Origin of the sequence: Ramlibacter sp. (genome assembly GCF_050250995.1) — a bacterium.
Taxonomy (GTDB): Bacteria; Pseudomonadota; Gammaproteobacteria; order Burkholderiales; family Burkholderiaceae_C; genus Ramlibacter.
Genome location: NZ_JBFWNP010000049.1, coordinates 1 through 18,961, shown reverse-complemented (window position 1 = coordinate 18,961; position 18,961 = coordinate 1). Strand labels below are relative to the sequence as shown.

At 67.6% G+C, this 18,961-nt stretch carries 20 protein-coding genes; 10 read left to right on the top strand and 10 right to left on the bottom strand.

The window, feature by feature from the left end; all coding sequences use genetic code 11:
* The first annotated feature begins 1 nt into the window (after position 1).
* The 4 genes from urtC to AB7E83_RS22695 all read left to right on the top strand — a co-directional run bounded on the left by urtC (position 2) and on the right by AB7E83_RS22695 (position 4,499).
* The gene (urtC, locus tag AB7E83_RS22710; RefSeq protein WP_428573101.1) at positions 2 to 1,126 is read left to right on the top strand and encodes an urea ABC transporter permease subunit UrtC; all 1,125 of its coding nucleotides are present in this window, start codon (positions 2 to 4) and stop codon (positions 1,124 to 1,126) included.
* Entirely contained in the window at positions 1,123 to 1,998 is an 876-nt protein-coding gene (urtD, locus tag AB7E83_RS22705; RefSeq protein WP_428573100.1) for an urea ABC transporter ATP-binding protein UrtD, read from the top strand. The genes urtC and urtD overlap by 4 nt, the downstream gene beginning before the upstream one ends.
* A 2-nt stretch (positions 1,999 to 2,000) precedes the next feature.
* Positions 2,001 to 2,693, top strand: coding sequence for an urea ABC transporter ATP-binding subunit UrtE (gene urtE, locus AB7E83_RS22700; RefSeq protein WP_428573099.1), 693 nt, complete (start codon positions 2,001 to 2,003; stop codon positions 2,691 to 2,693).
* Positions 2,694 to 2,837: 144 nt separating this feature from the next.
* Complete coding sequence (locus tag AB7E83_RS22695) at positions 2,838 to 4,499, top strand: hypothetical protein (RefSeq protein ID WP_428573098.1); 1,662 nt, start codon at positions 2,838 to 2,840, stop codon at positions 4,497 to 4,499.
* Here AB7E83_RS22695 and AB7E83_RS22690 read toward each other — a convergent pair.
* The 6 genes from AB7E83_RS22690 to AB7E83_RS22665 form a co-directional block, all read right to left on the bottom strand.
* Entirely contained in the window at positions 4,453 to 4,737 is a 285-nt protein-coding gene (locus AB7E83_RS22690; RefSeq protein WP_428573097.1) for a hypothetical protein, read from the bottom strand. The two genes, AB7E83_RS22695 and AB7E83_RS22690, sit on opposite strands and share 47 nt — an antisense overlap.
* 77 nt (positions 4,738 to 4,814) lie before the next feature.
* Entirely contained in the window at positions 4,815 to 5,294 is a 480-nt protein-coding gene (locus tag AB7E83_RS22685; RefSeq protein WP_428573096.1) for a hypothetical protein, read from the bottom strand.
* A gap of 176 nt (positions 5,295 to 5,470) precedes the next feature.
* Positions 5,471 to 6,301 carry an urease accessory protein UreD gene (locus tag AB7E83_RS22680; RefSeq protein WP_428573095.1) on the bottom strand — a complete coding sequence of 277 codons (831 nt, stop codon included), beginning with the start codon at positions 6,299 to 6,301 and terminating at the stop codon, positions 5,471 to 5,473.
* A 13-nt stretch (positions 6,302 to 6,314) separates the two neighbouring features.
* The gene (locus tag AB7E83_RS22675; protein WP_428573094.1) at positions 6,315 to 7,082 is read right to left on the bottom strand and encodes an ABC transporter permease; all 768 of its coding nucleotides are present in this window, start codon (positions 7,080 to 7,082) and stop codon (positions 6,315 to 6,317) included.
* A complete protein-coding gene (locus AB7E83_RS22670) occupies positions 7,079 to 7,888 on the bottom strand; it encodes an ABC transporter ATP-binding protein (protein ID WP_428573093.1) in 810 nt (269 codons plus the stop codon). Before AB7E83_RS22670 ends, AB7E83_RS22675 begins: the two co-directional genes overlap by 4 nt.
* Positions 7,888 to 8,922 (bottom strand): ABC transporter substrate-binding protein, encoded by a 1,035-nt coding sequence (locus AB7E83_RS22665; RefSeq protein WP_428573092.1) that lies wholly within the window; start codon positions 8,920 to 8,922, stop codon positions 7,888 to 7,890. The genes AB7E83_RS22670 and AB7E83_RS22665 overlap by 1 nt, the downstream gene beginning before the upstream one ends.
* Positions 8,923 to 9,243: 321 nt before the next feature.
* On the opposite strand from AB7E83_RS22665, the gene AB7E83_RS22660 reads away from it, so the two are divergent.
* Together AB7E83_RS22660 and AB7E83_RS22655 are read left to right on the top strand one after the other, a co-directional pair.
* A complete protein-coding gene (locus AB7E83_RS22660; RefSeq protein WP_428573091.1) occupies positions 9,244 to 9,510 on the top strand; it encodes a GlsB/YeaQ/YmgE family stress response membrane protein in 267 nt (88 codons plus the stop codon).
* Positions 9,511 to 9,671: 161 nt separating this feature from the next.
* Positions 9,672 to 10,007 carry a DUF2917 domain-containing protein gene (locus tag AB7E83_RS22655; RefSeq protein WP_428573090.1) on the top strand — a complete coding sequence of 112 codons (336 nt, stop codon included), beginning with the start codon at positions 9,672 to 9,674 and terminating at the stop codon, positions 10,005 to 10,007.
* Here the strand turns inward: AB7E83_RS22655 and AB7E83_RS22650 are convergent.
* Genes AB7E83_RS22650 through puuE form a run of 3 tightly spaced genes read right to left on the bottom strand, consistent with a single transcriptional unit; the run spans position 9,949 to position 13,906 of the window.
* Positions 9,949 to 11,187 carry a M20 family metallopeptidase gene (locus tag AB7E83_RS22650; protein ID WP_428573089.1) on the bottom strand — a complete coding sequence of 413 codons (1,239 nt, stop codon included), beginning with the start codon at positions 11,185 to 11,187 and terminating at the stop codon, positions 9,949 to 9,951. The two genes, AB7E83_RS22655 and AB7E83_RS22650, sit on opposite strands and share 59 nt — an antisense overlap.
* Entirely contained in the window at positions 11,184 to 12,962 is a 1,779-nt protein-coding gene (uraD, locus tag AB7E83_RS22645; protein WP_428573088.1) for a 2-oxo-4-hydroxy-4-carboxy-5-ureidoimidazoline decarboxylase, read from the bottom strand. Before uraD ends, AB7E83_RS22650 begins: the two co-directional genes overlap by 4 nt.
* Before the next feature lie 8 nt (positions 12,963 to 12,970).
* On the bottom strand, positions 12,971 to 13,906 hold the full coding sequence (gene puuE / locus AB7E83_RS22640; protein WP_428573087.1) for an allantoinase PuuE: 936 nt from the start codon (positions 13,904 to 13,906) through the stop codon (positions 12,971 to 12,973).
* Between the two features lie 46 nt (positions 13,907 to 13,952).
* Here puuE and uraH point away from each other — a divergent pair, with 46 nt between their 5' ends.
* Positions 13,953 to 14,324, top strand: coding sequence for a hydroxyisourate hydrolase (gene uraH / locus AB7E83_RS22635; RefSeq protein WP_428573086.1), 372 nt, complete (start codon positions 13,953 to 13,955; stop codon positions 14,322 to 14,324).
* A 10-nt stretch (positions 14,325 to 14,334) separates the two neighbouring features.
* Here the strand turns inward: uraH and AB7E83_RS22630 are convergent, their stop codons facing one another.
* Positions 14,335 to 14,877, bottom strand: a complete 543-nt coding sequence (locus AB7E83_RS22630; protein ID WP_428573085.1) for a hypothetical protein — start codon at positions 14,875 to 14,877, stop codon at positions 14,335 to 14,337.
* Between the two features lie 156 nt (positions 14,878 to 15,033).
* On the opposite strand from AB7E83_RS22630, the gene xdhC reads away from it, so the two are divergent.
* The 3 genes from xdhC to AB7E83_RS22615 are packed head-to-tail and all read left to right on the top strand — an operon-like array spanning position 15,034 to position 18,410.
* Positions 15,034 to 15,840 (top strand): xanthine dehydrogenase accessory protein XdhC, encoded by an 807-nt coding sequence (xdhC, locus tag AB7E83_RS22625; protein ID WP_428573084.1) that lies wholly within the window; start codon positions 15,034 to 15,036, stop codon positions 15,838 to 15,840.
* A 10-nt stretch (positions 15,841 to 15,850) separates the two neighbouring features.
* Positions 15,851 to 17,062: a urate hydroxylase PuuD gene (locus AB7E83_RS22620; RefSeq protein ID WP_428573083.1), complete on the top strand. Its 1,212-nt coding sequence runs from the start codon at positions 15,851 to 15,853 to the stop codon at positions 17,060 to 17,062.
* Positions 17,063 to 17,090: 28 nt separating this feature from the next.
* Positions 17,091 to 18,410: a glycerate kinase type-2 family protein gene (locus tag AB7E83_RS22615; protein WP_428573082.1), complete on the top strand. Its 1,320-nt coding sequence runs from the start codon at positions 17,091 to 17,093 to the stop codon at positions 18,408 to 18,410.
* Positions 18,411 to 18,961: the final 551 nt, after the last annotated feature.

Here is an 18,961-nt window from a genome sequence, read left to right as displayed (position 1 = left end):
GATGCGCGACATCGAACCCCAGATCGTTCGCGCCACGCTGCCCCAGCCTGCGCCGCTGCTGACGAAATCCGGCTGGACGGGCTTTCTCGTGGCGCTCGTCACGATCTGCGCCGTCGCGCCCCTGCTGAATCTCGTGGTGCCGCAGGGCAGCGCGTTCCACATGAGCGACTACGCCGTGGCGCTGGTCGGCAAGATCATGTGCTACGCCATCGCCGCGCTCGCCATGGACCTGATCTGGGGCTACACCGGCATCCTCTCGCTCGGCCACGGCCTTTTCTTCGCGCTGGGCGGCTATGCGATGGGCATGTACCTCATGCGGCAGATCGGGCGCGACGGCAACTACAAGAGCGACCTGCCCGACTTCATGGTGTTCCTCGACTGGAAGACGCTGCCCTGGCACTGGACGTTCTCGGACAGCTTCCTCGCGACCTGCCTGCTGGTCGTGGCCGTGCCGGGCGTCATCGCCTTCGTCTTCGGCTTCTTCGCCTTCCGCTCGCGCATCAAGGGCGTGTACTTCTCGATCATCACGCAGGCGCTCACCTTCGCCGCCATGCTGCTGTTCTTCCGCAACGAAACGGGCTTCGGCGGCAACAACGGCTTCACCGACTTCAAGCGCATCCTGGGCACGTCGATCCAGACGCAGGAGGCGCGCATGACGCTGTTCGTGATCACGGGCCTCACGCTGCTCGGCTTCTTCCTGCTGGCGCGCTGGCTGGTGCGCAGCAAGTTCGGCCGCGTGCTGCAGGCCATTCGCGATGCGGAGTCGCGCGTCATGTTCTCCGGCTACAACCCCATCGGCTTCAAGCTCGCGATCTGGACGCTGAGCGCGATGATGTGCGGCGTGGCCGGCGCGCTCTACGTGCCGCAGGTGGGCATCATCAACCCGAGCGAGATGAGCCCGGCCAACTCCATCGAGATCGCGATCTGGGCCGCGGTGGGCGGCCGCGCGACGCTCGTCGGCCCGATCATCGGCGCCTTCATCGTGAACGGCGCGAAGAGCTGGCTGACCGTGGTGGCGCCCGAGTTCTGGCTGTACTTCCTCGGTGCGCTGTTCATCGCGGTGACATTGTTCCTGCCCGAGGGGGTGATGGGTCTGGCGCGCAAGCTCGCAGGAAGAAAAGCATGACGCCGGATCTGATGGAAGAGGGGGCGCGACGCGCCGCGGCACGACTGGCTGCCGTGGCCCCCGGAAAAACCGAATCCGGCGGGCGCGCCGCCGGATTCGCCCGCCCGCTCGTCGCGGGCGAGGTGGACACGAGCCACGGACGCATCCTCTACCTGGAGGACGTGACCGTGAGCTTCGACGGCTTCAAGGCCATCAACGGGCTGTCGCTCGACATCGCGCCGGGCGAACTGCGCTGCATCATCGGACCCAACGGCGCGGGCAAGACGACGATGATGGACATCATCACCGGCAAGACGCGGCCCGACTCCGGCACCGTGTACTTCGGCTCGACCATCGACCTGCTGCGCTACAAGGAAGCCGAGATCGCGCAGATGGGCATCGGGCGCAAGTTCCAGAAGCCGACCGTGTTCGAGCAGCTCACGGTGTTCGAGAACCTCGAGCTCGCGCTGAAGACCGACAAGGGCGTGAAGGCGTCGATGTTCTTCCGCCTCGACACGGGCGACAGCGATCGCCTCGCGGACATCCTGCACACGATCCACCTCGCCGATTCGGTGGGCCGGCTCGCGGGCAACCTGAGCCACGGGCAGAAGCAGTGGCTGGAGATCGGCATGCTGCTGATGCAGGACCCGAAGCTGCTGCTGCTCGACGAGCCCGTGGCCGGCATGACCGACGAGGAAACCGCGCGCACGGCCGAACTGTTCCTCACGCTCAAGGGCAGGCACTCGCTCATGGTGGTGGAGCACGACATGAGTTTCATCAAGACTATCTCGGAGAAGGTGACGGTGCTGCACGAAGGATCGGTGCTGGCCGAAGGCACGCTGGAGCAGGTGCAGGCGGACGAGCGTGTGATCGAGGTTTATCTGGGACGATGAGCATGCTGCAAGTCAAGAACGTCAACCAGTACTACGGCGGCTCGCACATCCTGCGCGACGTGAGCCTCGAAGCGAGCCTCGGCAAGGTCGCGGTCATCCTCGGTCGCAACGGCGTGGGCAAGACCACGCTGCTCAAGTCGCTCATGGGGCTCGTGCCGATCAAGACCGGCAGCATCGAATTCGACGGCAAGCCGATCCACAACGCCACGCCCTATCAGCGCGCGCGGGCCGGTATCGGCTTCGTGCCGCAGGGCCGCGAGATCTTCATGCGGCTGACGGTGGAAGAGAACCTGCGCATGGGGCTCGCCTACAAGAGCGGCTCGACGCCGATTCCGGCGGAGCTGTTCGAGCTGTTTCCCGTGCTCAAGCAGATGCTTCATCGACGCGGCGGCGACCTGTCCGGTGGCCAGCAGCAGCAGCTTGCCATCGCGCGCGCGCTCGCGGCCAAGCCGAAGCTGCTGGTGCTCGACGAGCCGACCGAGGGCATCCAGCCCAGCATCATCAAGGACATCGGCCGCGTGATCCGTATGCTCGCCGACCGCGGCGACATGGCGATCCTGCTCGTGGAGCAGTATTACGATTTCGCGGAACAGCTCGCCGACCGCTATGTCGTCATGGAGCGCGGCGAAGTGATCTCGCAAGGCGCGGGCAAGGACATGGAAGCGAACGGGGTGCGGCAGCTGGTGGCGATCTGAGGGACGCCGTCGAGGAAATCGCGCCGGTGGACTTCTGAAACCGTTTCGGGGACCCACCCGTATGGTTGTCTGCGCGCGGCGCTTGGAGCGTAATCGGCGTTCACCTGACCAATCCCGGGCAGGCCATGCATCTGCAGCGCAACGATGAACATTCCTCCGCCCCAGAGGCCTCCAAGCCCGATCTTCGACCCTCGCGAAGATGCCTTCGCCGTCGCCGTCCCCCCGCCGAATGACGACGTTTCCGCCGAAGATTCGCAGGACGTGCATTCGAACGGTTCCCCTGAATGGTTTCGGGCGCCGGCCGATCCCCTCGCATGGGACTCCATGGAGGAGGACGACATGATGGGGCTGTCCGATGACCGTCTTCTGGAGCTTCCCCCGTTGCGGATTGGCGAATCCGGCTCATCCCGAAGCATGGCGTCGATGGAAAGTTCAATGACCGAGGGTCGCCATGCCACGAAGAAGCGTCGACGGAGAGACACAACGTCGGGCTTCCCCCTCCGCGACTTGCCGGTCCCGATTCTGAAAGCAACCGTCAGTCCCTTCCTGACACCACCGGAACTGGCCGAGCTTTCGCGGGTGAGCCGCCGTTTTTCATCCTTGAACCTGACCGCCCGCTCTTCGCGCTACGTCATCGCATCGACGAGTTCACTCGAAGAATTGCTGCGCAATGCGGGTCCTGGCGGCGCAGACACGCGCCAGTTGACTTCCCTGCAGGTGTTCTGTGGGGGAGTGACCGCGGCCCATCTGCTCGAAATTCGTGAAAAGTTCCCAAATCTGCAGAGCTTCCAGTTCGAGTGGAATGACGGTGCGGGGCCCGAGTCCCTCCTCCCTCTGCTCGACCTGCCGAACCTTCGTACATTGGCGCTGAACCTGAAGAGTGGAGGCGACCTGCTGGCCGACGCCATTTCCCGCGGTCTCCCGCAGCTGGATCGACTGGTGTTGAATAATTGCGCGCTGACCGATACGGGAGCCAAGGCGCTGCAGGGGCTTCAACTCAAGCATCTCGACCTTGGTTTCAACGGGGCGCTGACGGATGCAGGCCTCGCCTGGCTTTCACAATCGACCCAGCTGGAAGAACTCCACGTCCCGTATACGGGCGCAACTTCCGCGTGCCTGGCGCCGCTGCGGCCCGAGCATTTGAAATACGTGAACCTGTGCGGACGGTCTGTTCCTGACCTGACACCGTTTCAAGCGTTCGCGGCACTTGAAAAGCTGAATCTGGGGGACACCCGGAATCTGGTTCCCGAACAACTGTCGAAGGTTGCCGGGCTACCCAATCTGGATACGTTGATCCTCCGTGGCGATGGATTCGATGAGCAGCAGATTTCTTTCTTCAGAGATAGCACCCTGAAGACCCTCGTCGTCTCCTCGATCAGCAACGAAGGCGTGCGATGGCTGCCGAAGGGGCTCTTGGAACTGGAGTGTTCGGACCTTGAGCCCCTTGTAGGGCTCCCCGCACTCGATGAGCTGACCTTCGATGGGGGTGTTCATCTGGATACCATCGCCAATCTGCCCACGAGCCTCGCGTATCTTCACATCATCGACGAAGATAACCTGCATCTGGATCTTTCCAGGGTGGGCGATCTGGCGGACCCGAAGAATCTGAGGAACTATGCCTATGCGATGCGGCACCCCCACGACATGGAGGCGCAAGCGCGAATTGCCGGATTGAAGATTGACGGTGTGGGCCACTTTGGCCGTCTTCAGAATCTGGTAAATCTCGAGCTGGATCTCGATGAGGATCTCGATGAGAACGTCATGCTGATCCTGAAGACCTTGCTGCCGCACGCGAAAATCGACTAAGTCTCCCGGAACCGCCCGGGACGCCCTTCGCCTTCTCGAGCTGTTCCAGGTTTCGACCCGACAGGTCACCCCTGGCCCCCGCGGCGAACTCGTCGCCGCCGTTCACCTGACGCTGCTCCTCTTCTCCCCGGTTCTGATAGGGCTGGCTGCCCTTGCCTTCGTCCCAACTCACCTCGTTGCGATAGCCGGGGCTTGCCCGGCGCCCAAGCTCTTCCTTCTTCGTCTCGGTCTTCTTCATGTGCGCACTTCCGGAAACTGAACGCCCCAACATCAGGCCGGGGCGGGTTCAAGGTGGTAGGACGCGAGCGTCCCTGCTCAGCGCAGCGTGCCTGAGGGCGTCAGCACGACCGGCTCGGAGTCGGTCTTCGGCGTGATCTGGAATTCGCTCACGCCGGCCGGTGCGACGACGGTTTCGACTTCGCGGATCAGCCCGCCGCCGGCCACGCTGCCTTCGGTGCTGCCGTAGCCCATGATGCGCGCCTTGCAGGCCGCCTTGTCTTCGGCGCCGGTCATGACGTCGCAACGGGCGAGGGCGTTCGCCGCCAGGTCGCCGGAGGTCGGCTCGAGCACGCCGCGGCGCTTGTCGGCCTGCGCATTGCGGGCCTCCTTCAGGCAGTCGGCCTGGTCCTGCTGCGTCTTGCCGGTCATGCAGGCATTGACTTCCTGCTGATAGCTGCCCGAGGCGTCAATGCCCGTGGCAGTGGCGACCTGCGCGGTGGCGGCGCCGAGCGCGAGCAGGGCGATGGCGGAGAAGGAGAAGAGGCTCTTGCTCGAGCGGGCGTCCGTACGTTTCATGTTCTGGCTCCTGGGAGATTCGGTGTAAAGCTGGAATCGGGTGATTCGATGGAGCAAGTGTGGATGCGAACCCGGCCTCGGAATGCCGGAGAGGAGTCCTCGTTCGCCACCGCCGCGCGCCGATGCGGCCGTAGGACCGGGCCGTCAGGCCCAACCCTCGCCGGGGCTCGCCGCGCTCAGATCGCCCAGCCGCGCGGCTCCGAGGGGGGCAGGCTCCACAGGAGCGGACGCCAGGCGCGGCGCACCGCGCGAAGGAGGCCCATGGCCGGCTCGACCAGGGGCGCAAGCGCGCGCACCACGAGCACACGGGGATTGGGCGAGGTCACGCCGGCCGTCGAGGCAAGCGGATGCGCGTCGATCACGGCCCGTGCGGCTTCGAGCGCGGCGTCGCGCCGCGCCCGGGCGATGTCGCTGCCGCAGGCGAAAAAGAGCGTGGCCAGGCAGCGGTGGCCGGCGAGGCCCAGCGGCCCGTCCATCAGGCGGGTGTCGTGCGCGTCGATGCAGCCACGCTCCAGCCACGCGCCGCGCAGTTGCAGGTGCTGCTGGACATGGCCCCGCAGGAAGGGCTGGTTCGCCTGCGGCAACCCGAACGCCGCCACGTCCCAGCCGATCAGTTCGCCGCCGGGCGCGATGTCCATTTCGAGCCAGTTCTCCGCGAGGCAGCCGCTGTAGTACAGCGCCTCCAGCGGCACCCATTCCAGCCGCCCGCCCCCGGCCACCGAAATGCGCGCGTGTTGCAGCGCCTGCGCGCCTTCGCTGCGATAGAAGCGCGCGGCGCCGGGCGTGGTGACGAGCCCGTGGCTGCCTTCGCGGGCGACGACGTCGAGCGCGAGGGTGTCGCCGCCGACCAGGCCACCCGGGGGGTGGACGAGCACGTTGTGGCAGACGCCGCCGCCTTCCGGGTACAGGCTCTGCAGGATGCGCAGCGGCCCGTCGTGCGCGTAGCGCGCGACCGAGCGGCCACCCTCCACGGCGTAGTCGAGGTCGAGTCGGGCGTGCCAGGGCATGGATCGTCGACCGTCAGCCGTTCTGTGACCCCCGGTGCGCCCAGCCCGTCGTCCGCTTCTCCACCCAGCTGAAGAGCTCGTACATCACCATCGCCATGATGCTGATGACGACCAGCCCCGCAAACGCCAGCGGCATGCGCTGCTGGCTGCCGGCGGTCTGGATCAGGTTGCCGATGCCGGAGTCGCCGGCGGTCATCTCGGCCAGCACGGTGCCGACGAAGGCGAGGGTGATGGCGACTTTCAGCGAGCCGTAGAAATAAGGCATCGCGCGCGGCAGGCCGACCTTGACCAGCACGTCCCAGCGCTTCGCCCCGAGCACGCGCAGCACGTCCTCGAGTTCCGGCTCCAGCGTCGCGAGGCCGGTTGCGATGTTGACCATGATCGGGAAGAAGGAGATGAGGAACGCGGTGAGGATGCCCGGGCCGACGCCGATGCCGAACCACACCACGAGGATGGGCACGATGGCCGCCTTCGGGATCGCGTTGAAGCCGACCATCAGCGGATAGATCGCGTCGTACGCCACGCGCGACGAGCCGATGAGGAAGCCGAGCAGCACGCCGACGACGATGGAGAGGCCGAAGCCGGCCATCGTCACCCACAGCGTGCTCCAGGCGGCGCGCATGATCGGCCCGGTGAACGCCATGAACTCGTTCGCGATCTGCCAGGGACTGGGGAAGATGAAGTCCGGCACCTTGAAGGCGACGACCGAGACCTGCCAGACCAGCACCACGACGGCGAGCAGCAGCCACGGCGCGAGGCGCCGCACCCAGGGGCGCGTCATTTCGGAGCCTCCGAAAACGTGTTGCGCACCGCGCCGATGTGGCCGCGCAGCTCGTGCACGATGTCGCTGAACTCGCGCGTGTAGGTGAGCTCCAGGTCGCGCGGGCGCGGCAGCTCGATTTCCTTTCGGACGACGAAGCGGCCCGGGCTGCGGCTCATCACGTACACCGTGTCGGCGAGGAAGACCGATTCGCGCAGGTCGTGCGTGACCAGGATGACGTTGAAGCGCTGCTCGGTCCACAGGTCGCGCAAGGTACACCACAGCTCCTCGCGCGTGAACGCGTCGAGCGCGCCGAAGGGCTCGTCGAGCAGCAGCATCTTGGGCTCGTGGATCAGCGCGCGGCAGATGCTCGCGCGCTGCTGCATGCCGCCGGACAGCTGCCACGGAAACTTGTCTTCGTAGCCGGCGAGGCCGACCTTGCGCAGCAGCGCGCGCGCCTTGTCCGCGTACTCGGCGCGCTTCGCCTTGAAGTTGCTGCGATAGGGCTCCACGATCTCCAGCGGCAGCAGCACGTTGTCGAGCGTGGTGCGCCAGGGCAGCAGCGAAGGTGCCTGGAATGCCATGCCGGAGATCTTCAGCGGCCCGGTGACCGGCTGCCCGTCGATGCGGATGCGTCCCTTCGAGGGCATGCGCAAGCCCGTCGCGAGCTTCATGAAGGTCGACTTGCCGCAGCCCGAGGGGCCGACGATGGCGATGAACTCGCCCTCGGCCACCTGGAGGTCGATCGCCTCCACCGCGAAGTTGTTCGCGGCGAGCAGCTCGGCGTTGTACGCGAGCCAGACATCCGTGAAGTCGACGAACGCCACTATTTCTTGACCGGCGGCAGGATGTTCAGCTCCGCCTTCGTCGGCAGGAACGTGCCGTTCCACACCGCCTCGGGACTGACGCGGGTTTTCGTGCTGAACGCGTCCGACACCTGCGACGCCATGAGCGACAGCCGTCCGGGATTCACCTGGCCGAAGCCCTCGGCCCGCGCGTCGGGGCTGGCGATCGCATCGGCGATCGCCATCTTCAGCCGCCGCCGCTCGAGCTCGACGTTGACAATGCCGTCGCGTGCCTTCACCGAATCGATGGCGGCATCCGGGTTCGCCATCACGTCCTTCGCGCCCCGGGTGAAGGCGGCGAGAAAGGCCTTGATCGCCGCCGGGTTCTCGCGCACGAGCCGCGGCGACGCGATGATCACGTTGCCATAAAGCTTCACGCCGTGCTGCGGATAGGGCAGCGTCACCACGTCGTCGAGTTTCACGCCGCGCGCTTCGAGGTTGAGCAGAGAGGTGAACGAGAAGCCGGTGATGGCGTCGATGTCGCCGCGCGCGAGCATCGTTTCGCGCAGCGGCGGGTCCATCGACACCCAGGTCACGCCGGGGATGGCGTTGGCCTTCTGGAAGATCGGGAAGGCGCGGCGGCCGGCGTCGAATACGGGCGCGCCGAGCTTCTTGCCGGCGAGGTCGGCCGGCGTCCTGATGCCCGACTTCTTCAGCGCCATCACGGCCGCGGGCGTGTTGTTGTAGACCATCATCACGGCCACCGGCTTGTTGAGCGTGTCCGGGTTGTTGGCGTGGAACTCCATCAGCGCCGCGAGGTCGGCGAAGCCCATCTCGTACGAGCCCGAGGCGACGCGCTGCACGGCGGCGCCGGAGCCGGTGCCGGCGTCGACGTTCACATCGAGCTTCGCATCCCGGAAGTAGCCCTTGGCGACCGGCAGCAGGAAGAAGGCGGCGGGGCCTTCGAAGCGCCAGTCGAGCTGGAAGCGGATGGGCGTGTTCTGGGCTTGCGCGGCGCTGCCGAGGGCGGCGGTGAGCGCGAACAGGGCGGATTTCAGGAGGGCGCGTTTCTTCATTCGGTGAACTCCATCGGGACGGAAGGCTTCGGTGCGGGTGTCGATGCAAGAACGGTGCCGCGAAGGATGAGCACCCCGGATTGTGCCGTCTACGGCCGGGCAGGGGCTGCCGCTGCAGTAGGGTTTGTCCGACGACGCGCGGGGGAAAGCGCGCACCCCGCGCCTGACCGGCCGACTACGCGGCTGACTTCGGCGGGAAACCATAGTGAGTTCTACCGGCTGTCCGGGAAGGGATGGCAGGTGGCCGGGGAACCGAAACGGAACGGCTTCGGCCCCCTATCAACAACAGGCCGCATTGTCGGCAACAAAGGAGTGTGAAAAATGGGCTTTCTGATTTGGTTGATCGTCGGCGGTATCGTCGGCTGGCTTGCCAGCCTCGTGATGCGCACGGATGGACAGCAGGGCATGCTGCTGAACGTCGTCGTGGGTATCGTGGGTGCGTTCCTGGGCGGCCTCATCATCTCCCCGCTGGTTGGCGTGGGCACCATCAACGACGGCATCAGCATCGGCTCGATCGTCGTGTCGCTGATCGGCGCGATCATCCTGCTGGCGATCGTGAACCTGTTCCGTCGCGGCCGCGTTCGCTAAGACGCGAAACGACAAGATCATGCAGGTGCGGGCCGCAGGGCCCGCTCTCCAAAGGCGTTCCTCACCGGGCGCCTTTTTCTTTGCCCGCCTGCTTCCGCCGACGGGCGAAGGGGGCGGCGTCCGACGAATCCGGCGCGGCTCCGGACGGCACGATGTACGACATGCTGCTCGCCTCCCTTCTGCCCTTCAACCTGCCCGGCAGGCACTCCGCTCCCACCGCCGAAGTGCGCCGCCGACGGGCCTACCAACTTGCCGCCGGCGCCAGCGAAGTGGTGGTGCCGCAGCCGCATCGCTTCGAAGTGCATTGCGCGAGCGGCGAGCTGTGGATCACGTACGACGGCGACCAGAAGGACGTCTTCGTGGCCGCAGGCGGCAGCTACGTCACCGATCGCTTCCGCCCGATGCGCGTGACCGCGCTGAAGCCTTCGGTGTTCGAGGTCAGCTGGATCGCTCCGCGCACGCCAGCTCGTAGAGCGTCCGCGCCACAACCTTCGTAGCGCGCCGCAGGTCCTCGAGCTCCAGGCGCTCGTCGGCGCGCTTGGCGTGCGATTCGAGGACGGTGCGCGGGCCCGCGCCATAGATCACGCCGGGAATGCCGGCTTCCCCATAGAGCCGCACGTCCGTATAGAGCGGCGTCCCCTTCGCGGGGATGGCCTCGCCGAACACTTCGCGCGCGTGGCGCTGGATCGCATCGACCAAGGGCCGGTTGCCCGCATTCGGCAGCAGCGCACGCGCGAGCAGCAGCCGGCGGATCTCGACCCGGATGCCCGGCGCCGTCGCGGCGGTCTCTTCGATCACGCGGCGCACCGACGCCTCGACCTCGGCGGGGTCTTCCTCGGGGATCATGCGGCGGTCGAGCTTGAACGTGACCTGGCCCGGAACGACGTTGGTGTTGGTGCCGCCTTCGATGCGCCCCACGTTCAGGTAAGGATGGTCGATGCCGTCGACGCCCGAACTGACCTTCTTGTAGAGCGTGTTCTGCGCGTAGAGCGCCCCGAGGATCCGTACAGCGGCCTGCAAGGCGTCGACGCCGGTGTGCGGGATGGCCGCGTGCGCCATCTTTCCGTGAACCGTCACTTCCATCTGCAGGCAGCCGTTGTGGGCGACGACGACTTCGTGGCCGAAGCCGGCGGCGATCAGCAGGTCCGGCTTCGTCAGCCCCTGCTTCAGCAGCCAGCCGGGGCCGAGTTCACCGCCGAATTCCTCGTCGTAGGTGAAGTGCAGCTCGATGCTGCCGCTCAAGGGGACGCGCAGCGCCTCGAGCGCCCGCAGCGCGAAGGTGTAGGTGGCGAAGTCGCTCTTGCTCACCGCCGCCGCGCGGCCGTAGATCCTGCCGTCGGCGACTTCGCCGCCGTAGGGCGGGAAGGTCCAGCCTTCGCCGGGCGGAACGACGTCGCCGTGCGCGTTGAGGGCAAGCGTGCGGCCCGGGCCGTAACGGCGGCGCACGATCAGGTTGGTGATCGACTGCAGGCCCTGCGCCTTCACTTCCGCATCGGGCACCGGATGCTTCTCCGCGGACAGGCCCATGGCTTGCATCAACTGCGCCGTGCGTTCGGCGTGCGGCGCGTTGTTGCCCGGCGGCGTGTCGGTGGGCACGCGGATCAGTTCCCGCAGGAAATCCACCTCCTCGTCGAAGTGCGCATCGACCCAGGCGTCCAGCGTCTCGAATGCAGTCATTTCAATTCCTCGGCCAGGGCTTCGAGCAGCGCGCGGAACGCCTGGACGCCCAGATCGATGTCGTCGGCGGTCGTGCTCTCCAGCGGGTTGTGGCTGATGCCCGCGTTCTCGCCGCGCACGAAGAGCATGGCCTGCGGCATGATTTCGTGCAGCTTCATCGCGTCGTGCCCCGCGCCGCTCGGCATGCGATGCACGTGCAGGCCCAGCGAATCGACCGCGGCCTCCCAGCGGCGCTGCCATTCGGGCGCGCTCGGCGCGGCGGCGGCGCGCATCGTCTCCTCGATGGTCGAAGCCACGCCGCGCCGCGCGCAGATCTCGCGCAGCTTCGCATGGACGTCCTCGACCAGCCGGTCGCGCTGCGCATCCGTCGGCGCGCGCAGGTCGAGGCTGAAGCGGCAGCGGCCCGGCACGACGTTGATCGAGCCGCCCGGCACCTCGAGCATGCCGATGGTGCCGACGCTGTCGCCGTCGTCGGCCGCGCGCCGTTCGAGGTAGAGCGCGAGTTCGGCGAGCGCCACGACCGCGTCGCGCCGCCGGTCCATGGGCGTCGTTCCCGCATGGCTCGCCATGCCCGCGATCTCGCACATGAATCTCACGCCGCCGTTGATCGAGGTGACGACGCCCAGCGGCAAGTCGATCTCGTTGAGCACGGGCCCCTGCTCGATGTGGATTTCGACGAAGCCGAGGTAGCGCGACGGGTCGCGCTTCAGGCTGCCGATCGCCTCCACCGTGCCGGGCAGGCCAGCGCCGCGCATCGCGTCGCGCATCGTGACGCCATTCGCATCCTTCTGGTCGAGCCAGACCGGGTCGAAGTGGCCGGTGAGCGCGCCGGAGCCCAGGAAGGTCGCCTTGTAGCGCTGGCCCTCTTCCTCGGAGAAACCGACGACCTCGATGCCGAAGGGCAGCCTGCGGCCGACGTTCGCGAGCTCCCGGACGCATTCCATCGGCGTGAAGATGCCGAGCCGGCCGTCGTAGCGGCCCGCGTTGCGCACGGTGTCGTAGTGCGAGCCGGTGAGGAGCGCGGGGCCGTCGCGCGAGCCGCGATAGCGGCCGACCACGTTGCCCACCGCATCGATCTCGACCTCGTCGAAGCCGCACTCCTTCATGCGCGCGACGAGCTTCGCCGCGCAGTTGCGGTGCGCTTCGGTGAGGTAGGTGACCGTGAGCTGCCCCTTGTCCTTGTATTCCGTGTCGCTCTCCTGCGCCAGATCCTCGTGCCAGTCCCACACGCGCTCGCCGAGCTCGGGCTGCGCGCCGAACTTGTCGTTCAGCCGCAGCTCGGCGATGCGGTGGACGTTGCGCAGGCCCTCCGCGCGCTCGAAGTCGACGGGGTTGCCGAGCCGCCGCTCGAACGTCGCGATGATCTGCTGCCGCGTGAGCCCGGCGCCGCGCGGGCCGCGCACGGCAAGAACGAACGGAAAGCCGAATTTCGCGTTGTAGGCGTCGTTGAGCTGGCGGATGCGTTCGAATTCCTCCGGCGTGCAATGCGTGAGGCCGGCGCGGTCCTGCTCGTCCTTCGATTCGGCGGTGAGCGCGTTGGCCACCATGGCCTTGCCCGCGAGCTCCGGGTGGGCGCGCAGCAAGGCGAGCTGCTTTTCAACGGGCGCTTCGCGCACGGCACGCGCCATGGCGTGCTTCAGGTCCGCCAGCGAGCGCCACGGCCGCTGCGCGAGCGCCGCCTCGGCGATCCAGGGCGAGTGCTCGTACACGCCGGCGAGCGATGCGAGGGCGTCGGCGGGCGATGCGTCGTTGATCTCTTGCAGTGTCGATGCCATCGTCGTCCTCAGCCTTGATGGGGATGCACGGCCTTCCAGTGCCGCGCGATGTCGATCCGGCGGCAGACCCACACGCGGTCGTGCCTCGCGATGTGATCCAGAAACCGCTGCAGCGCGACGATCCGCCCGGGCCGCCCGAGCAGGCGGCAGTGCATGCCGACGCTCATCATCTTCGGCGCGTCTTCGCCCTCGGCGTACAGCGCATCGAAGGTGTCGCGCATGTACGCGAAGAAGGGCTCCGCGTGCGAATAGCCCTGCGGCAGCGCGAAGCGCATGTCGTTGCAGTCGAGGGTATAGGGCACCACCAGGTGCGGAACGACACCGCCATCGCTTCGGCGGACCTTCATCCAGAACGGCAAGTCGTCGCCGTAGTAGTCGCTGTCGTATTCGATGCCGCCGTGGTCGACGACGAGCCGGCGCGTGTTGGGACTGTCGCGGCCCGTGTACCAGCCCACGGGCCGCGCGCCGGTGAGCCGCTCGATGGCGTCCATGCCCAGGCGCATGTGCTCACGCTCGACGTCTTCGGCCACGTCCTGGTAGGAGATCCAGCGCCAGCCGTGGCAGGCGACTTCGTGACCGAGTTCGGCGAAGGCGCGCGCGACCTCGGGGTACCGCGCGAGCGCCATGCCCACGCCGAACACGGTGAGCGGCAGGCCGCGCCGCTCGAACTCGCGAAGCAGCCGCCACACGCCCGCGCGCGAGCCGTACTCGTAGATGCTCTCCATCGACATGTGCCGTTGCGGGAACGAGGGCGGATTGAACATCTCGGAGAGAAACTGCTCGGAACCCGCATCGCCGTGCAGCACCACGTTTTCTCCGCCTTCCTCGTAGTTCAGGACGAACTGCACGGCGATGCGTGCATTGCCCGGCCACCGTGCATGCGGCGGATGGCGCCCATGGCCTCGGAGGTCGCGTGGATAGTCGGCGGTGCTGTCGTACGTCACATGGCAACGATACACTCACCGGACGGATCAGCGAATGGAGACGCGCATGGGTTTGAGCACGCACGTGCTGGACACGATGCACGGCACGCCGGCAGCCGGCATGACCGTGGCGCTGTACGAAGTGGGGGCAGGGGAAGAAGGGGAGGCAGGCGCGGCGACGCTCGTGAAGCGCTTCGTGCTGAACGCCGATGGCCGCAGCCCCGACGGCCCGCTGTATGCCGACGCCGCACTGAAGCGGGGCAGATATCGCCTCGCGTTCGAGGTCGCGGCCTATTTCCGTGCGCGCGGGGTCGACCTGCCCGAGCCGCCCTTCCTGGACCGCGTGACGCTCGATTTCGGCATCGCGCAGCCGGGTCAGCACTACCACGTGCCGCTGCTCGTGTCGCCGTGGAGCTACTCCACGTACCGAGGCAGCTGAATGCGCGAGGTCAGTCTTGGCCTTCGGTGAGGGTATCGAGCTGGAAGCGGCCGCTCTGGTGCCACAGCCACGTGTCCGTGTAGACCACCTTGCCCATGCGCGCCGGCACGGGGAAGGGCGCGGCGGCGCGCACCGTGCGCTCGATTTCGGCGATCACTTCCGGTGCGTGCTTCGGCGCGCGCATCCAGTTCATGCGCTCGACGTGGCCCTGGCGGTCGACCTCGACCTGCAGCACGCCGATGGCGTAGAGCATGGGGGGCAGCCGGCCCTTGAAGATGCGCTCCCGGTTCAGGGCATAGAGGTGCGACGCGGCGTCCTGCCGGTAGGCGCGCGGCGTGGCGGCGCTCGACGGGCGGTTGGCCGGGCGCGGCGTCAGGGCGGCCTGTTGCTCCGGCATGGGGGCGGGGCTGGAGGACGGGGCAGGCGCGGGGACGACGGTCGCGGGCGCCATCGGCGGCAGCGGGGTCGAGCTGCAGGCGGCGAGCAGGGCGGCGGCCGCGGTGGGCGGCACGGCCGGCAGCAGATGGCGCAGGCGCAGGGAGTACTTGATCATCGTGTGTCCTGGCGGATGCCGTGGCGATTGAACGGGGTGGTGCAAGGCTGGAGGGCCGGCGCACACTCTACAACGGCACGGCCGAGTCGCACGATGACCTGCCTGGATTCATGGAAAGAATTGTTTCGATTGCGCACAGGTTGAACGGAAAAGGCCATGACGGAAATCACGAGCGGAGGCAGTACAGGCAACGGAAGTACGGATGCGGTCGTCGTGACGGTTCACGCGACGGCGGGGTCGGCCCCGCGCGAGCCAGGGGCCTGGATGGCCGTCACGGCCGATGTAGTGGAGGGGACCATCGGCGGCGGCCACCTGGAGTACGAGGCGATTGCGGAGGCGCGGCGCCGGCTCGCGGGCGCGGCGGGCGAGCCCGTCATGCGGTATGCGCTTGGCCCGAGCCTCGGGCAGTGCTGCGGCGGCACCGTGCAGCTGCGCTATGCGCGCGCCACGCCCGGGCTGTTGCGCGAATTGCGCGACGCCGACCTGGCCGCGCGCCGCCCCGTCACGCTGTTCGGCGGCGGCCACGTCGGGCGCGCCCTGGTGCAAGCGCTCGGCGCCCTGCCGTTCTCGGTGCTGTGGATCGACAGCCGGGACGAGGTCTTTCCCGCGCAGTTGCCGGACAACGTGCGCTGCGAGCATTCGCATCCGGTCCACAAGGCGGTGAACGCGATGCCGCCGCACTCCCACGTGCTCATCATGAGCTTCAGCCATGCGGAGGACCTCGACATCGTCGCCGCCTGCCTGCGGCGCGAACGCGACGAGTCCGACGTGCGCTTTATCGGCCTGATCGGCAGCAAGACCAAGTGGGCGACCTTCCGCAGCAAGCTGGAGGAGCGGGGCTTCACCCGGCCCGAGCTCGCGATGGTGACCTGCCCCATCGGCCTCCCGGACATCAAGGGCAAGCAGCCGGGCGTGATTGCCGCGAGCGTCGCGGCACAGCTCTTGCAGACCGCCGGCAACTGATCTCATCTTCATGGAAAGTTACTTCCTCGACTGGGCCAACCTGCTGCTGCGGTGGGTCCACGTCGTCACCGCGATCGCCTGGGTCGGGTCGTCGTTCTACTTCGTGTTCCTCGACTCCAGCCTCACGCCGCCGGCCGACGACAAGCTGCGCCGGGACGGCGCCACGGGCGAAATCTGGGCGGTGCATGGCGGCGGCTTCTACCATCCGGTGAAGTACGCGGTGGCGCCGCCCGCGCTGCCGCCGCACCTGCACTGGTTCTACTGGGAAAGCTATTCCACCTGGCTCTCCGGCTTCGCCCTGCTCACCGTGTCGTACCTGTGGAATGCGAACGCGTACCTGGTCGACAAGTCGCTCGTCGACTGGTCCGCGGGCGCGGCCGTGGGCACGGTGCTGGCCCTCTTCGCCGGGTTCTGGCTGCTTTACGACGGCATCTGCCGCCTCTTCGGCGAGCGCGAGCGGGGCGACGCGATCGTCGGCGCGCTCGTCCTGGTGCTGGTCGTCGTCGCCTCGTGGCTCGCCTGCCGCCTGTTCCCCGGCCGCGCCGCCTTCCTGCTGGTCGGTGCGATGATCGCGACCGCGATGAGCGCGAACGTGCTGTTCTGGATCATCCCCGGCCAGCGCAAGGTGGTGAAGGCCATCGCGGCGGGCCAGCCCGTGGATCCGATCCACGGCGTGCGCGGCAAGCAGCGCAGCGTGCACAACACCTATTTCACGCTACCCGTCGTGTTCGCCATGCTGTCGAACCACTACGGCTTTCTCTCGACCGGCCCGCGCAACTGGATCGTGCTCGTCGCGCTGATGTTCGCGGGCGCCGCGATCCGGCAGTTCTTCGTGATGCGGCACGGCTGGAAGCTGGGCCGCAACCGGCATCCGCTGCCGTATGCCGTGGTGGGGACGGCCGTGATCGTCGGCGTGATCGCGTGGCTCGCGCCCGCGTCGCCTTCGTCCTCGGCGTCGGCGTCGGCGTCGGCCCCGCCGCCCGCGAACTACGCCGCGCTGAAGCCGGTGATCGAGCAGCGCTGCGCGCTCTGCCACGGCGCGCAGGTGCAGATGAAGAACGTGCGGCTCGATTCGCCCGAGGCGCTGAAGCAGCACGCGGCGGCGGTGCATCAGCAGGCGGTGGTGGCGAAGACCATGCCCATGAACAACAGCACCGGCATGACCGACGCCGAGCGCGACCTGATCGCGCGCTGGTTCCGGGCGGGCGCGAAGGTGGATTGACAGCGCGGCCCGTCACAATGAAGGCGTCATGACCCCGACCGACCTTCGCGAACACCCGCGCCAGTTCCTCGAACATCTTTACCGCGCAGCCGTGCGCCGCGCGCTTCCTCTGCACAACACCGGCGCCTTCCTTCCGCCGCCGCCGCCGCGCAGCCGCACCGTGGTGCTGGGCGCCGGCAAGGCGGGCGGCGCGATGGCGCACGCGGTCGAGGCGCTGTGGCCCGCGAATGCCCCTTTGTCGGGACTCGTCGTCACGCGCTACGGGCACACGCCCGAGCGGCCCTCCGGCCTCGCGCAGCGCATCGAAGTCGTGGAGGCGTCGCACCCGGTTCCCGACGCGGCCGGACTCGCGGCCGCACAGCGCATCCTCGCGCTGACGCAGGGGCTCACGGCCGACGATCTCGTGCTATGTCTCATCTCCGGCGGCGGCTCGGCGCTGCTCACGTTGCCGGCGGACGGACTGACGCTCGAAGAGAAGCAGCGCATCAACCGCGCGCTGCTCGAGTCGGGCGCGAACATCGGCGAGATGAACTGCGTTCGCAAGCACCTGTCGCGCATCAAGGGCGGGCGTCTCGCGGCCGCATGCGCGCCCGCGAAGGTGGTGACGCTCACGATCAGCGACGTGCCCGGCGACGACCCCTCGGTGATCGCGAGCGGCCCGACGGTGGCCGACGCCACGACCTGCGCCGATGCGCTGGCGATCCTTCGGCGTTACGGCATCGATGTTTCGCCCGAGGTCGTGGCGATGCTGGAGCGGGGCGTGCTCGAAACGCCAAAGCCCGGCGATGCGCTGTTCGCCGGCCACGAGGTCCACATGATCGCCACGCCGCAGCAGTCGCTCGAAGCCGCGGCGGAAGCGGCGCGCGAGCACGGGGTCGAGGCGCACATCCTCTCCGACGAAATGGAAGGTGAGTCGCGCGAGGTCGGCAAGGTGCATGCGGCGCTGGCGCGAGCGGTCGCGCGCCGCGGGCAGCCGTTTCGCGCGCCGTGCGTGATTCTTTCGGGCGGGGAGACGACGGTGACCGTGCGCAAGCCACCCGAGGGTGCCGCGCGTGGCCGGGGCGGTCGTGCGGGCGAGTTCTGCCTGGGTCTTGCGCAGGCATTGCAAGGCCAGCCGGGTGTGTGGGCGCTTGCCGCCGACACGGACGGCATCGACGGGATGGAGGACAACGCGGGGGCATTCGTTGCGCCGGAGACCTTGCTGCGCGCGCAGTCCCTCGGGATGAAGGTCGACGACTACCTGTCCCGCAATGACGCGTATGGGTTCTTTCGCTTGCTCGACGACCTGGTCGTTACCGGGCCTACTCACACGAACGTGAACGATTTTCGGGCGATTCTCGTGGTGTAGTGCTTTGCACGCGCTGTTCATCTTGCGACAACCTCGCGGCAAACCCGCGCATGGGCAGGCTGCGACGCGATGGCTACGGCGTCGCGCGTGAACGCTGCGCGTCCACACGCGATCCCCTGCGCCGTCAGGTCACGCGGCCCGGCGCCATGAACTCGCTGCGCGTTTGCCGCAAGCGTCAAACGCTCCGCTCAAACAGCATGGCGCAGCTAGAAGACGTACGCGCGGTGCGATACGCGCCTGCGGCGCTCTCGTACACCGCGCTGGGCCGCATGACCTGCCGCCGCAGGCGCCTGTGCTTTACTCGCGTCGCAGCCTGCCCACGCGCGGGTTTGCAGTGAGAGGGTTGGCGCGCCACCGGCTGGTGCGCTACTTGATCTCGGCAACGTCACGCACGGCCGGGCCGCGGCGCGAGTAAAGCACAGGCGCTCGCGCCGAGCGGCCTCGCGGCCCAGCGCTTCTACGAGAGCGCCGGCAGGCGCGTATCGAGAAGCGCGTACGTCTTCTAGCTGCGCCATGCTGTTTGAGCGGAGTGTTTGCCTTGGCAAACTCGC

What these genes read in the sequence shown, in the direction of transcription:
- urtC (WP_428573101.1), top strand. Translation starts at nt 2, where the DNA reads ATGCGCGACATCGAACCCCAGATCGTTCGCGCCACGCTGCCCCAGCCT.
- urtD (WP_428573100.1), top strand. Translation starts at nt 1,123, where the DNA reads ATGACGCCGGATCTGATGGAAGAGGGGGCGCGACGCGCCGCGGCACGA.
- urtE (WP_428573099.1), top strand. Translation starts at nt 2,001, where the DNA reads ATGCTGCAAGTCAAGAACGTCAACCAGTACTACGGCGGCTCGCACATC.
- AB7E83_RS22695 (WP_428573098.1), top strand. Translation starts at nt 2,838, where the DNA reads ATGAACATTCCTCCGCCCCAGAGGCCTCCAAGCCCGATCTTCGACCCT.
- AB7E83_RS22690 (WP_428573097.1), bottom strand. Translation starts at nt 4,737, where the DNA reads ATGAAGAAGACCGAGACGAAGAAGGAAGAGCTTGGGCGCCGGGCAAGC.
- AB7E83_RS22685 (WP_428573096.1), bottom strand. Translation starts at nt 5,294, where the DNA reads ATGAAACGTACGGACGCCCGCTCGAGCAAGAGCCTCTTCTCCTTCTCC.
- AB7E83_RS22680 (WP_428573095.1), bottom strand. Translation starts at nt 6,301, where the DNA reads ATGCCCTGGCACGCCCGACTCGACCTCGACTACGCCGTGGAGGGTGGC.
- AB7E83_RS22675 (WP_428573094.1), bottom strand. Translation starts at nt 7,082, where the DNA reads ATGACGCGCCCCTGGGTGCGGCGCCTCGCGCCGTGGCTGCTGCTCGCC.
- AB7E83_RS22665 (WP_428573092.1), bottom strand. Translation starts at nt 8,922, where the DNA reads ATGAAGAAACGCGCCCTCCTGAAATCCGCCCTGTTCGCGCTCACCGCC.
- AB7E83_RS22660 (WP_428573091.1), top strand. Translation starts at nt 9,244, where the DNA reads ATGGGCTTTCTGATTTGGTTGATCGTCGGCGGTATCGTCGGCTGGCTT.
- AB7E83_RS22655 (WP_428573090.1), top strand. Translation starts at nt 9,672, where the DNA reads ATGCTGCTCGCCTCCCTTCTGCCCTTCAACCTGCCCGGCAGGCACTCC.
- AB7E83_RS22650 (WP_428573089.1), bottom strand. Translation starts at nt 11,187, where the DNA reads ATGACTGCATTCGAGACGCTGGACGCCTGGGTCGATGCGCACTTCGAC.
- uraD (WP_428573088.1), bottom strand. Translation starts at nt 12,962, where the DNA reads ATGGCATCGACACTGCAAGAGATCAACGACGCATCGCCCGCCGACGCC.
- uraH (WP_428573086.1), top strand. Translation starts at nt 13,953, where the DNA reads ATGGGTTTGAGCACGCACGTGCTGGACACGATGCACGGCACGCCGGCA.
- AB7E83_RS22630 (WP_428573085.1), bottom strand. Translation starts at nt 14,877, where the DNA reads ATGATCAAGTACTCCCTGCGCCTGCGCCATCTGCTGCCGGCCGTGCCG.
- xdhC (WP_428573084.1), top strand. Translation starts at nt 15,034, where the DNA reads ATGACGGAAATCACGAGCGGAGGCAGTACAGGCAACGGAAGTACGGAT.
- AB7E83_RS22620 (WP_428573083.1), top strand. Translation starts at nt 15,851, where the DNA reads ATGGAAAGTTACTTCCTCGACTGGGCCAACCTGCTGCTGCGGTGGGTC.
- AB7E83_RS22615 (WP_428573082.1), top strand. Translation starts at nt 17,091, where the DNA reads ATGACCCCGACCGACCTTCGCGAACACCCGCGCCAGTTCCTCGAACAT.